Annotated in this window: 13 protein-coding genes and 1 riboswitch; of the genes, 11 read left to right on the plus strand and 2 right to left on the minus strand. The window is 72.0% G+C overall.

The genetic code is table 11. The annotated features are described in order from the left end of the window. Positions 1-115: 115 nt before the first annotated feature. Positions 116-925 (minus strand): hypothetical protein, encoded by an 810-nt coding sequence (locus tag AB0958_RS10915; protein WP_366890037.1) that lies wholly within the window; start codon positions 923-925, stop codon positions 116-118. 189 nt (positions 926-1,114) lie between these two features. On the opposite strand from AB0958_RS10915, the gene AB0958_RS10920 reads away from it, so the two are divergent. The 11 genes from AB0958_RS10920 to AB0958_RS10970 all read left to right on the plus strand — a co-directional run bounded on the left by AB0958_RS10920 (position 1,115) and on the right by AB0958_RS10970 (position 11,628). Further along, positions 1,115-1,261 (plus strand): hypothetical protein, encoded by a 147-nt coding sequence (locus tag AB0958_RS10920; RefSeq protein ID WP_366890038.1) that lies wholly within the window; start codon positions 1,115-1,117, stop codon positions 1,259-1,261. A 268-nt stretch (positions 1,262-1,529) separates the two neighbouring features. After that, a complete protein-coding gene (locus AB0958_RS10925; protein ID WP_366890039.1) occupies positions 1,530-2,393 on the plus strand; it encodes a glutathione S-transferase C-terminal domain-containing protein in 864 nt (287 codons plus the stop codon). Positions 2,394-2,470: 77 nt separating this feature from the next. Continuing rightward, a riboswitch (SAM riboswitch) is annotated at positions 2,471-2,582 on the plus strand. Between the two features lie 382 nt (positions 2,583-2,964). After that, positions 2,965-3,945, plus strand: a complete 981-nt coding sequence (locus AB0958_RS10930) for an amino acid ABC transporter permease (protein WP_366890040.1) — start codon at positions 2,965-2,967, stop codon at positions 3,943-3,945. After that, positions 3,942-4,730, plus strand: a complete 789-nt coding sequence (locus tag AB0958_RS10935) for an amino acid ABC transporter ATP-binding protein (protein WP_366890041.1) — start codon at positions 3,942-3,944, stop codon at positions 4,728-4,730. Before AB0958_RS10930 ends, AB0958_RS10935 begins: the two co-directional genes overlap by 4 nt. Positions 4,731-4,795: 65 nt before the next feature. Beyond that, positions 4,796-5,821: an ABC transporter substrate-binding protein gene (locus AB0958_RS10940; RefSeq protein WP_366890042.1), complete on the plus strand. Its 1,026-nt coding sequence runs from the start codon at positions 4,796-4,798 to the stop codon at positions 5,819-5,821. A 53-nt stretch (positions 5,822-5,874) separates the two neighbouring features. Further along, positions 5,875-6,621 (plus strand): GNAT family N-acetyltransferase, encoded by a 747-nt coding sequence (locus AB0958_RS10945; protein WP_366890044.1) that lies wholly within the window; start codon positions 5,875-5,877, stop codon positions 6,619-6,621. Positions 6,622-6,665: 44 nt separating this feature from the next. Further along, entirely contained in the window at positions 6,666-6,761 is a 96-nt protein-coding gene (locus AB0958_RS10950) for a putative leader peptide (RefSeq protein WP_366890045.1), read from the plus strand. 63 nt (positions 6,762-6,824) lie between these two features. Further along, positions 6,825-8,039, plus strand: coding sequence for an LLM class flavin-dependent oxidoreductase (locus tag AB0958_RS10955; protein WP_366890046.1), 1,215 nt, complete (start codon positions 6,825-6,827; stop codon positions 8,037-8,039). A gap of 22 nt (positions 8,040-8,061) precedes the next feature. Beyond that, positions 8,062-9,435, plus strand: coding sequence for an NtaA/DmoA family FMN-dependent monooxygenase (locus AB0958_RS10960; protein ID WP_366890047.1), 1,374 nt, complete (start codon positions 8,062-8,064; stop codon positions 9,433-9,435). Further along, entirely contained in the window at positions 9,432-10,511 is a 1,080-nt protein-coding gene (locus AB0958_RS10965) for an LLM class flavin-dependent oxidoreductase (RefSeq protein ID WP_366890048.1), read from the plus strand. The genes AB0958_RS10960 and AB0958_RS10965 overlap by 4 nt, the downstream gene beginning before the upstream one ends. Next, on the plus strand, positions 10,504-11,628 hold the full coding sequence (locus AB0958_RS10970; protein WP_366890049.1) for an LLM class flavin-dependent oxidoreductase: 1,125 nt from the start codon (positions 10,504-10,506) through the stop codon (positions 11,626-11,628). Before AB0958_RS10965 ends, AB0958_RS10970 begins: the two co-directional genes overlap by 8 nt. 16 nt (positions 11,629-11,644) lie before the next feature. Here the strand turns inward: AB0958_RS10970 and AB0958_RS10975 are convergent, their stop codons facing one another. Further along, on the minus strand, positions 11,645-11,794 hold the full coding sequence (locus AB0958_RS10975; RefSeq protein WP_366890051.1) for a hypothetical protein: 150 nt from the start codon (positions 11,792-11,794) through the stop codon (positions 11,645-11,647). Positions 11,795-11,999 lie beyond the last annotated feature (205 nt).

The following is an 11,999-nucleotide window of genomic DNA, read 5'->3' on the forward strand; positions in this document are numbered from 1 at the left end:
CGCCCCCCGGGCCCTACTGATGGATCTCCGCGGCGTCGCGACGCCCGCCACCCCGCACGCCGAGCGCACGCACCGAACGCCGCTCCTTCTCCCACGGAGATCCATCAGAAGGGCCCTAGTCGAACTGGCTCGGCATCGGTGCCGGGGTCTTGCCGGAGAGTACGTCCTTGAGGCGCTGGGCGCCGTTCTGCACGGCCAGCGCGGTGCTGTCGTGGTCGACGGCGTCGAGGGCGCCGTTGGTGACGGCCGCCCCGGAGGCGCCGATCCGCAGCACCGCGACGTCCGTGACGTAGGTGACGGGCTGGCCCTCGCTGGTGCCCTGCACGGTCACCGTCAGCGCCTCCCGGTCGTCGCCCACGTTCGGGACCTGTGCCGACACGACCTGGATCGTGCGCTTGCTGCCGTCCTTGCCGGTGGCCGTGAACTGGTTGCACTTCTGCGGCAGCGTCTTCAGCCAGCCCAGCGTGGCGTTCAGGTTCGCCGAGCCGTAGTCCCCGACCTGGTACAGCATCCGGGCGGTCTCCGAGGTGAAGCCGCGCAGCCCGGAGGCGCCCGTGGCACGGCCGAGGAGGCTGTCGGAGTAGAGGCTGTCGAGCAGCCGCTGGCAGTCGGCGGCGTCGGTCTTCGCGGTCAGGAAGCCGGCCACGTCGACCTTGCCGACCAGCATGCTGTTGCGCCAGGTCGCGGCGTCCGTGGCCAGCTGCCAGTTGTCCTCGATGTCGGCCGGTGTGATCAACGCCGCCTGCGCGCCGGGCCCGGTGAGGGCGGCCGTCGCCGTCGGTGAGGCGGCGGAGCGCTCGGCGGCGGGCGAGACGGCCGCGGCTCCGGAGTCGCCGCTCCCGCCCGAACAGGCCGCGACGGCGAGCAGGGACCCCGCCGCCAGGGCCGCGGCGAGCATACGCGCGGGTCGGGACGGACGGGTCATGGCGGCTGCCTCCTCGGGAACGCGGTTCGTCCCTCCACGCCACCATCCGCTCCGGCAGCCGACCACTCGCGCGTGCCATTCGAGTGAGCGTCCCGGGGTGCCGGTGTCCCAGGCGTGGACGCCCTCTTGACGCCGCGCGGAGGCCGATCGACACTCCAGAGGGGAATCCTAGTGAAAAGGTAGGGAAAGATGGATCGGCTGCGCACGGTCACCGGCGGGGAGCGCCGGGAATGCCGTACGCCCTGGCCGACCCCTCTGCTCGTCTCCCCTCTGCTCACCTCCCGGCTGCACATCGACCTGCTCCGGGTGTGCAGCGCCATCAGCGGCACCGGTTGACCGCGCCGCGCCGCCCTCCGCGGCCCGAGCCGCACGGCGCCCCTTCCACGGCCGGGTCCGACCGCCCGCCCCCTCCGCACCGGGCCCACCCGCGCGTTCCACGGCCCGCTCCGCCCCGCCTTCCGCAGACCGACGCCACCCCCCGCTCCGCAGCCCGCCCCGACCGCCCGGCCCCTTGCCGCGACCACCGCCGTCCGCCCGTTGCCCTGACCGCCCGATGAACGCTTCCGCCGCGCGTACGTCCGCGCGCCCGTACCCGGGGAGACGCATGTCCATCACTCCGCTGACCGCCCTGCCGTCCGTCCGCACCGCCCCCGCCTTCCGGGGACGCATCGGACGGGACGCGCGCAGCGGTCACTACGCCGTGCCGGGCCGCTACCGGCTCCACCTCGCCACCGCCTGTCCCGATGGCCTCCGCATCGCCGTCGGCCACAGTCTGCTGGCCCTGGACGGCTGTTGTCCGGTCACCTTCCTGCCCGCGGTCCCGGACGGTCCCGACGGCAGCCACACGGTACTGCGCCCGCTGTACGAGGCCAGCGCCCACCGCTACTCGGGGCCGGCCCTGGCGCCGGTGCTGAGCGACGACTGGTCGGGCCGGATCGTCTCCACCCACAGCCGGGACATCCTGCGCGACCTCGACCGCCACTTCGGCGACGGTGTCACGCGCCTGTACCCGTGCGGTGCCGAGGCCGAGATCGAGGCCGTCGAGCGGCTGTGCACCGAGGACGTCGAGCAGGCCGCGCAGCGCGCCGGGCGGGAGGGCGGCGACCCGCGGGCGCTGGAGACCCTGCTCGCCGCCCTGGGCGAGCTGGAACACCGGCTGACGGGCGTCGAGTTCCTGGTCGGCGGTCGACTGACCGCAGCCGACGTCGAGTTGTGGGTGACCCTGGTGCAGCTCGACACGGTGCACCGCAACCACCTGGACGCCTCCGCCGTGCACCGCATCGCCGACCACCCGGTGCTGTGGGCCTACGCCCGGCGGCTGGCCGCGCACCCGGCCTTCGGCGCCCACCTCGACCTCGACGGCATCGCCCGTCGCCACCACGGCCGTTGCCAGGGACTGGAAGCCGCCGGCGCGGCCGTCCAGATCCTGGACTGGGCCGGGCATGCGGCGGACGCTTCCCGCAGGTGAGAGCGGTCCGAACCGTCCCGCCAACTGGACAGGCGTTGACATTCGTTCGGGTGGCTGCCTAACTTACGGACCAGAACGGTCAAGAGCGTCAGCATCAAGCCCTGGCTAGCTGACCGGCAACCCTCGCACCGCGGTGGGGTGCCCCAGGTGACGACCCGACCGAATGACGACGTTCGGTAAGCGCGCGGCCCACGGGCCACCAAGTGACAGGTGACGGACATGTACGCAGCTTCCAGCACGGCCCCGCGCCGCGCCCAGGGCTGCGTACAGCCGTACCCGAGCCCGCTCGTCGCCGACCGCGCCGTCGACCTGCTCCGTGTCAACAGCGCCCTGTGTAGCGCGTGTACCGCACCGGGCTGTGCCCGCTGTCGGGTCTGACCAGGCCTTTCCGCCCAGTCCCGCAGCTTCGCGCCTCAGCGTTCCTGACGAAAGCACCGGCCGTCCGGTGTGACGCCGTCCGCCCAGCCCCCGTGTCCCGCGCGCCCCCTGCGCCCGTGCCGTGCCCGAACACGGCCCGGTGCCGCGTGCCCGGCCGTGGGATCCGGGGTGTCCGACTCCGCCGGAGCCCGCCATGAGTGAACCCCCAGGCGCCACCCTCGCCCCCGAGGCGCCGTCCGCCGCCGACGAACCGTCAAAACCCCTCGCCGCACAGCGCGTTCTGCCACTGCGCAGGCCAGGACGCTGGATCGCCACCGCCGTCGTCCTGGTCCTGGTCGCCCAGTTCGTCCACGGACTGGTGTCCAACCCCTTCTACCAGTGGGACCGCTGGGGCTACTGGTTCCTGCGGCCGACCATCCTCGACGGGCTGGTCATCACCCTCGAAGTCACCGCCTACAGCGCGGTGCTGGGCCTCCTCGGCGGCGTCCTGCTCGCGCTGGCCCGGCTCTCGAAGAGCCCGGTGCTGCGCGCGGTCAGCTGGACCTACGTGTGGGCGCTGCGCTCCATACCGCTCATCGTCGTCCTGCTCTTCCTCTACAACTTCAGCGCCCTGTACAAGACGTTGAGCGTCGGCGTCCCCTTCGGACCGGCCTTCTTCTCCTTCGACGAGTCGAAGCTCGCCACCGACATGGCCATCGCCGTCATCGGCCTCAGCCTCAACGAGGCGGCCTACGCGGCCGAGGTGGTCCGCGGCGGCATCCTCTCGGTGGACCAGGGCCAGCACGAGGCGGCCGCCGCGCTCGGACTGCCCAAGGGCTACCAGTTCCGGAGGATCGTCTTCCCGCAGGCGCTCAGGTCGATCATCCCGAACTACGTCAACCAGCTCATCGGCCTCATCAAGAGCACCTCGCTGGTCTTCTACGTCTCGCTGCTCGACCTCTTCGGCACCGCGCAGAGCATGGGCTCCACCTACCCCGGCGACATCGTGCCGCTGCTGCTGGTGGTCACCGTCTGGTACCTGATCCTCACCAGCGTCGTCTCCGTGATCCAGTTCTACGTCGAGCGGTACTACGCCCGGGGCGCCACCCGCTCCCTGCCGCCGACCCCCTTGCAGAAACTGCGGGCCGGCCTCACCGACCTGCGCGCCCGCATCCGCCGGGAGGCCGCCGTATGACCACCACCGACACCCTGGAGACGGCCCCCGCCGCCCTGGAGATCCACGACGTCCACAAGTGGTACGGCGCCCACCGCGTCCTCGACGGCGTCGACCTGACCATCCGCCCCGGCGAGGTCACCGTCATCCTCGGCCCGTCCGGATCCGGCAAGTCCACGCTCCTCAGGGTCATCAACCACCTGGAGAAGCCCGAGATCGGCTACGTCAGCATCAACGACGAGCTGATCGGGGTGAAACGGCAGGGCGACCGACTCAAGGAGCTGAGCGAGCGCGCCATCCTGGCCCAGCGCGGCCGGATCGGCTTCGTCTTCCAGAACTTCAACCTCTTCCCGCACCTGACCGTGCTGGACAACGTGGCCGCCGCCCCCGTCGCCACCGGGAAACTGACCAAGCCCGAGGCCCAGGCGCTGGCCAAGGAACTGCTCGAACGCGTCGGCCTCGGCGAACGCGTCGGCGCCTACCCGCGGCAGCTGTCCGGCGGCCAGCAGCAGCGCGTCGCCATCGCCCGCGCCCTCGCCCTGCGTCCCGGCGTCATCCTCTTCGACGAGCCCACCTCCGCCCTCGACCCCGAACTGGTCGGGGAGGTCCTCTCCGTCATCAAGGACCTGGCCACCAGCGGCACCACCCTCGTCATCGTCACCCACGAGATCGGCTTCGCCCGCGAGATCGCCGACCGGGTGGTCTTCATCGACGACGGCAGGATCGTCGAGCAGGGGCCGCCCTCCGAGGTCCTCGACGAGCCGCGGCACGAGCGGACCAGGGACTTCCTCAGCAAGGTCCTCTGAACCGCCCCACCACAGACCTCCCCCCACGCCCTCACCCTCATCACCGGCACCGACAAGGAACGGCCATGTCTACCCACTTCACCCGACGCAGCCTGATCAGAGGCATCACCGCGGCCACCGCCGTCGCCTCCCTCGCCACCGGGCTCGCCGCCTGCGGGGGCGACAGCGACGCGGCCACCACCACCGACAACGCCAAGTCCGGCGAGGTCGTCGTGGGGCAGGTCTCCAACGGCGCCGCCACCCAGACCGCCATCAAGGTCTCCGAGGTCAAGTCCCTCAGCGCCGAACTGCCCGCCGCCGTCAGGAAGAGCGGCACCCTGAAGATCGGCATCGGCGCCCTGCCCGCCGGCTTCCCGCCCCTGGCCTTCACCGGCAGCGACCAGAAGACCCTGACCGGCTCCGAGCCGGACCTCGGCCGCCTGGTCGCCGCGGTCCTCGGACTCAAGTCCGAGGTCCAGAACTCCACCTGGGAGAACCTCTTCGTCGGCATCGACAGCGGCAAGGTCGACGTGGCCTTCTCCAACGTCACCGACACCGAGGAGCGCAAGAAGAAGTACGAGTTCGCGTCCTACCGGCAGGACAACCTCGCCTTCCTCGTGCCGAAGAAGAGCACCTGGAACTTCGACGGCAACTACGAGAACCTCGCCGGCAAGACGATCGCCGTCGGCTCCGGCACCAACCAGGAGAAGATCCTCCTGGAGTGGCAGGCGAAGCTCGCCAAGGAGGGCAAGAAGGTCACCGTCAAGCACTTCCAGGACAGCAACAGCACCTTCCTGGCGCTCGACAGCGGAAAGATCGACGCCTCCTTCGGCCCCAACCCCGGCTTCGCCTACCACAACAAGCAGACCGCCGGTAAGCCCAACGCCACCCGCACCGTGGGCACCTTCTCCGGCGCCGGCGCCAGCCTCCAGGGCCTGATCGCGGCCACCGCGAAGAAGGACAGCGGCCTCGCCAAGCCCCTCGCGGACGCCATCAACTACCTGATCAAGAACGGTCAGTACGCGCAGTGGCTCAAGGCCTACAACCTCTCCAACGAGGCCGTGGCCAAGTCCGAGGTCAACCCGCCCGGACTGCCGCTCGACAACTCGTGACCGCCCGCACCACCAGCACGCCCGCCGGCTTACCGGGAAAGGATTCCGCCTCCGTGACCGTCCAGACCGACTTCCGCGGAGGCGGAACCCCCCTCGCACCCGACACCGGCCCTCTCGACAACGCCGTCTGGTCCGCCCTCACCGGCCCGCACGCCCACCTCGCCGAGAGGGTCGGCGCTGCCGCCCGCTACCCCGACGACGTCTACGCCTACGCGGCCCTCGCCGACGCCGCCGACCCGGCCGCCTGGGCCGACCTGCGCACGCTCGTCGGCCCCGGAACGACCGTGAAGATCAAGCCGGTCGAGCAGGCACCGCCCGGCTGGGAGGTGGTCGGCGGCGGCCGGGGCGTCCAGTTCGTGGACACCGCGCTGCGCGCCGAGCCCGCACCGGAGGCGGTACGGCTCGGGCCCGCCGACGTGCCCGAGATGCTGGACCTGGTGGCGCGCACCGAGCCCGGCCCGTTCCGCACCCGGACCGTAGAGATGGGCAGCTATCTCGGCATCCGGCACCGGGGGCGGCTCATCGCCATGGCCGGGGAGAGGCTGCGGCTGCCCGGCTGGACCGAGATCAGCGCCGTCTGCACCGACCCGGAGCACCGGGGCCGGGGCCTGGCCACCCGCCTCGTCCGCGCGGTCGCCGCGGGCATCCGGGAGCGCGGCGAGACCCCGTTCCTGCACGCGGCCCCCGACAACGCGACCGCCATCCGGCTCTACGAGTCGATCGGCTTCACCGAGCGCCTGCGCGGCCGCACCCTGCTGGTGCGCAGCCCGGGAACATCCGCGGACGTCCGGCGGTTGTGAGTCATGACGAGATGTACGCGAAGCAGGACGAGGAGGTGCGGGACATGACACGTGTCGCCAGTCCCAGCCGCCGCACCGTCCTGTACGCCCGGCCGCACATCGACCTGCTGCGCGTGGCCGGCGCGCTCTGTTGCTCCTGACTTTGCTCCGCCGCGCCCCTCCCGTCCGGCGCGCCCTCTCACGGACCTCAGGAAGGCACCACTGTGTCCTCGAATCCCGCCTCCCACCTGCACCTCGCCGTCGCCCTCGACGGCACCGGCTGGCACCCCGCCTCCTGGCGCGAGCCGGTCGCCCGCCCCCGAGAGCTGTTCACCGCCGGATACTGGGCCGACCTGGTCGCCGAGGCCGAGCGCGGTCTCCTCGACTTCGTCACCATCGAGGACGGTCTGGGCCTGCAGTCCTCGCACTACGGCGAGCCGGACGGCCGCACCGACCAGGTCCGCGGCCGCCTCGACGCCGTGCTCGTCGCCTCCCGGATCGCGCCGCTCAGCCGGCACATCGGCCTGGTGCCGACGGTGATCGCCACGCACACCGAGCCGTTCCACATCTCCAAGGCCATCGCCACCCTGGACTACGTCAGCACCGGCCGCGCGGGGCTGCGGGTGCAGATCTCCGCCCGCCCGCACGAGGCGGACCACTTCGGCCGCCGTACCTTCCCGCCGATCGACCTGGCGGACCTGCGGTCCCCGGCCGGTCAGGAGCGGCTCAGCGAGCACTTCGACGAGGCGGCCGACTACGTCGAGGTGGTGCGCAGGCTCTGGGACAGCTGGGAGGACGACGCGGAGATCCGGGACGCCGCCACCGGCCGCTTCATCGACCGGGACAAGCTGCACTACATCGACTTCGAGGGCGGGAAGTTCAGCGTCAAGGGTCCCTCCATCACCCCGCGCCCGCCCCAGGGTCAGCCGCTGGTCACCGCCCTCGGCCACCAGACCGTGCCCTACCGGCTGATCGCCCGCCAGGCCGACGTCGGGTACGTCACCCCGCGCGACAGCGCCGACGCCCGCGCCGTCCTCGCCGAGATCCGCGCCGAGCAGGAGGCCGCCGGCCGGGCCGGCGACACCGTGCACGTCTTCGGCGACCTCGTGGTCTTCCTCGACGACGACCAGGCGGCGGCCGAGGCCCGCAAGGACCGCCTCGACGCCCTCGACGGCGGCGCGTACACCAGCGACGCGCGGATCTTCACCGGTACGGCGGCCGAACTCGCTGACCTCCTGGAGGAGTTCGCCGCCGCGGGCCTCAGCGGCTTCCGGCTCCGGCCCGCCGTCCTCGGCCACGACCTGCCGCGCATCACCCAGGACCTGGTCCCCGAACTCCAGCGCCGCGGCCGCTTCCGCACCGCCTACGAGGCCGACACCCTGCGCGGCCTGCTCGGGCTCGCCCGCCCCGCCAACCGCTACGCCGACGCCACCGCCTGAGCCGGAAGGACCGCACCCCCTCATGAGCAAGCCGCTGAAGCAGATCCACCTGGCCGCCCACTTCCCGGGCGTCAACAACACCACGGTGTGGAGCGACCCGGCCGCCGGCAGCCACATCGAGTTCAGCTCCTTCGCGCACTTCGCGCGGACCGCCGAACGCGCCAGGTTCGACTTCCTGTTCCTCGCCGAGGGCCTGCGCCTGCGCGAACAGGGCGGCAAGATATACGACCTGGACGTCGTCGGCCGCCCCGACACCTTCACGATCCTCGCCGCGCTGGCCGCCGTCACCGAGCACCTCGGCCTGACCGGCACCATCAACTCCACCTTCAACGAGCCCTACGAGGTGGCGCGCCAGTTCGCCAGCCTCGACCACCTCTCCGGCGGCCGGGCCGCCTGGAACGTGGTCACCTCCTGGGACGCCTTCACCGGCGAGAACTTCCGCCGCGGCGGCTTCCTGCCCCAGGAGGAGCGCTACTCCCGCGCCAAGGAGTTCCTCGCCACCGCGAACGAGCTGTTCGACTCCTGGCGCGGCGACGAGATCCTCGCCGACCAGGCGACCGGCGCCTTCCTCAGCGACGCCAAGGCCGGCTCCTTCGTCCACCGGGGCCCGCAGTTCGACATCCACGGCCAGTTCAACGTGCCGCGCTCCCCGCAGGGCCGCCCGGTGATCTTCCAGGCCGGCGAGTCCGACGAGGGCCGCGAGTTCGCCGCGTCCGGCGCCGACGCGATCTTCAGCCGGTACGCCACCCTCGAAGCCGGGCAGGCCTTCTACACCGACGTGAAGTCCCGCCTCGCCACGTACGGCCGCCGCCCCGACGAACTCCTGATCCTGCCCGCGGCCAGCTTCGTCCTCGGCGACACCGACGAGGAGGCGGAGGAGATCGCCCACCATGTGCGCCGCCAGCAGGTCAGCGGGGCGACGGCCCTCAAGCACCTGGAGTTCGTCTGGAACCGGGACCTGTCGTCGTACGACCCGGAGGGCCCGCTGCCCGACGTCGACCCGCTGGTGGGCGAGGAGCACATCTCGCGGGGCCGCGCGCAGGTCCGGATGTACCGCGACCCGATCGCCATCGCCCGTGAGTGGCGGGAGCTGGCCGAGGCCAACAAGTGGTCCATCCGTGACCTGGTGATCAACACCGGCAACCGGCAGACCTTCGTCGGCTCCCCGGCCACGGTCGCCCGCACGATCAACGACTTCGTGCAGGCGGACGTCTCCGACGGCTTCATCCTGGTCCCGCACATCACCCCCGGCGGCCTCGACACCTTCGCCGACACGGTGGTCCCGCTCCTCCAGGAACAGGGCGTGTACCGCACCGAGTACGAGGGCACCACCCTGCGCGACCACCTCGGCCTCGCCCACCCGGACGGGAAGCGGACCGAACGGGCCGCGTCGTGAAGTTCCTCGCGATCACCCTGATCGTGCACCGCCCGGACCCGGTCACCGGCATCCAGAAGCCGACCCACGACCGGTTCCGGGAGGTCCTCGACAACGCCGTGCTCGCCGAGCAACTCGGCTTCGACGGCTTCGGGGTGGGGGAGCGGCACGAGCGGCCGTTCCTCTCCTCCTCCCCGACCGTCGTGCTCAGCCACGTCGCCGCACTCACCCGCCGCATCCGGCTCTTCACGGCCGTCACCACGCTCAGCCTGCTGGACCCGGTCCGGGCCTACGAGGACTACGCCACCCTCGACCACCTCTCCGAGGGCCGCCTGGACCTGATCATCGGCAAGGGCAACGGATCCGCCCAGCGCGACCTGTTCCACGTCACCCCCGAGGACCAGTGGGACCGCAACGCCGAGAGCTACGAGGTGTTCCGGCGGATCTGGCGGCAGGACAAGGTCACCGCGGACACGCGTTTCCGGCCGCCGCTGACGGACGCCGAGGTCTGGCCGCGCCCCTACCAGCGACCCGTCCGGGTCTGGCACGGCAGTGCCACCAGCAAGGAGAGCGTCGACCTCGCCGCCCGCCACGGCGACCCGCTGTTCTCCGCGAACGTCACCCACCCCATCGAGCCCTACGCCGAGTTGATCCGGTACTACCGGGAACGCTGGGAGCACTACGGCCACGACCCGGCGGACATCGCCGTCGGCGCCGGCTCGGCGGGCACCTACGTCGCCCCCACCTCCCAGGAGGCGCTCGCCGCCTACCGCCCGATCTTCGAATCCAACCTGGCCTTCTTCCAGAAGGCCGGGCTGCCGGTGGTCTTCGAGACACTGGAGGACTTCGTCGAGCGCAGCTCGGCCCTGATCGGCAGCCCACAGCAGGTCGTCGACAAGGTGCACCGCTACCACGAGCAGTTCGGGCACACCGTGCTCCACCTGCACGCGGACGCGAGCGGCCTCACCGACACCCAGCACCGCGACTCCCTCGAACTCTTCCAGTCGGCGGTCGCGCCGACCCTGCGCAAGGACATCCCCGACCCGCCCTTCGACTGGGGCCCGGTCCTGCCCGCCGAGGAGGCGACCCGTGTCTGACATCCGCCTCGGCGTCCTCGACCTCGTGCCGATCTCCTCCGGTTCGACGGCCGCCGACGCCCTGCGCAACTCCGTCGACCTGGCCCGGCGGACCGAACAACTCGGGTACGCCCGCTACTGGTTCGCCGAGCACCACCTCAACCCCGGGGTCGCCGGCACCTCCCCCGCGGTCGTCCTCGCGCTCACCGCCGCCGCGACCACCACGATCCGGCTCGGTTCCGGCGCCGTCCAGCTCGGACACCGCACCGCCCTGTCCACGGTGGAGGAGTTCGGGCTGCTCGACGCGGTGCACCCCGGCCGCTTCGACCTGGGCCTCGGCCGCTCCGGCGGTCGCCCGCCGGGCCGGGAGGCGGCCGCCCCGACGACGACCCCGGTGGTGGACGGCCGCGCCCCGAACGGCCTCCTGATCCCGCCCCGCTTCTCCTTCGAACGCCTCCTCGGCTCACCCCGCGTCGCCCTCCAGCGCAAGCTCCTCCTGCTGCCCGGCGCCGAGTCCCAGGACTACACCGAGCAGATCGACGACGTCCTCGCCCTGCTGGCCGGCACCTACCGCTCCCCGGAGGGCGTCGAAGCGCACGTCGTGCCGGGCGAGGGGGCCGGGGTCGACGTGTGGATCCTCGGCAGCAGCGGCGGGCAGAGTGCTCGGACGGCCGGCGCCAGAGGGCTCAGGTTCGCGGCGAACTACCACGTCAGCCCGGCCACGGTCCTGGAGGCGGTGGACGGCTACCGGTCCTTCTTCGAGCCCTCCGAAACCCTCGACAAGCCCTACGTCAGCGTCTCCGCCGACGTCGTCGTCGCCGAGGACGACGCGACCGCCCGCGAACTCGCCACCGGTTACGGCCTGTGGGTGCGCAGCATCCGCACCGCCGAGGGCGCCATCCCGTTCCCGACGCCCGAGGAGGCCCGCGCCCACCGCTGGAGCGACGAGGACCGGGCACTGGTGCAGGACCGCCTCGACACCCAGTTCGTCGGCTCGCCCGGCCGGGTCGCCGACCAGCTGGCCCAGCTCCAGGATGCCACCGGCGCCGACGAGTTGCTCATCACGACGATCACCCACGACCACGCGGACCGGGTCCGCTCGTACGAACTGCTGGCCGAGGAGTGGCGCCGGCGCTGAGCCGGCCGGGAGCGGCTCAGCGGCGGGGTGCCGCCGGGGTCCGTACGCAGTACTCGTACGCCAGCCGGGCGTTGGCGGGCGAGCGGGTGACGCCGGGGGGCCATTCCACGGTGTTGCGTTGGATCCCCGTGGCCAGGTCGTGCACGGCGGTCGTGCGGTCGCTCATGCCGAGGCGTGCCAGTCGTTGTGCGTCCAGAGCGGGGCGAGGTCCGCGAGGTGGGGGGCCAGCCGTTCGTGCAGCGGGAGCAGGAGTCAGGCGGATGAGGGGCGGGGCGCTCCCCGGCCGTCCGCACCGCCGTCTGTGACCGGCCGAGGCACGTATCCCTCCCCCGAAGGCTACGTGCCTCGACCGCTTCCCCCCCGGCGCCGGA

This window comes from Streptomyces sp. NPDC006655 (assembly GCF_040703965.1).
Classification (GTDB): domain Bacteria; phylum Actinomycetota; class Actinomycetes; order Streptomycetales; family Streptomycetaceae; genus Streptomyces.

Excerpts from the sequence above, each read along its gene's own strand:
- AB0958_RS10915 (WP_366890037.1), bottom strand. The coding sequence starts at position 925 with ATGACCCGTCCGTCCCGACCCGCGCGTATGCTCGCCGCGGCCCTGGCG.
- AB0958_RS10920 (WP_366890038.1), top strand. The coding sequence starts at position 1,115 with ATGGATCGGCTGCGCACGGTCACCGGCGGGGAGCGCCGGGAATGCCGT.
- AB0958_RS10925 (WP_366890039.1), top strand. The coding sequence starts at position 1,530 with ATGTCCATCACTCCGCTGACCGCCCTGCCGTCCGTCCGCACCGCCCCC.
- AB0958_RS10930 (WP_366890040.1), top strand. The coding sequence starts at position 2,965 with ATGAGTGAACCCCCAGGCGCCACCCTCGCCCCCGAGGCGCCGTCCGCC.
- AB0958_RS10935 (WP_366890041.1), top strand. The coding sequence starts at position 3,942 with ATGACCACCACCGACACCCTGGAGACGGCCCCCGCCGCCCTGGAGATC.
- AB0958_RS10940 (WP_366890042.1), top strand. The coding sequence starts at position 4,796 with ATGTCTACCCACTTCACCCGACGCAGCCTGATCAGAGGCATCACCGCG.
- AB0958_RS10950 (WP_366890045.1), top strand. The coding sequence starts at position 6,666 with ATGACACGTGTCGCCAGTCCCAGCCGCCGCACCGTCCTGTACGCCCGG.
- AB0958_RS10960 (WP_366890047.1), top strand. The coding sequence starts at position 8,062 with ATGAGCAAGCCGCTGAAGCAGATCCACCTGGCCGCCCACTTCCCGGGC.
- AB0958_RS10975 (WP_366890051.1), bottom strand. The coding sequence starts at position 11,794 with ATGAGCGACCGCACGACCGCCGTGCACGACCTGGCCACGGGGATCCAA.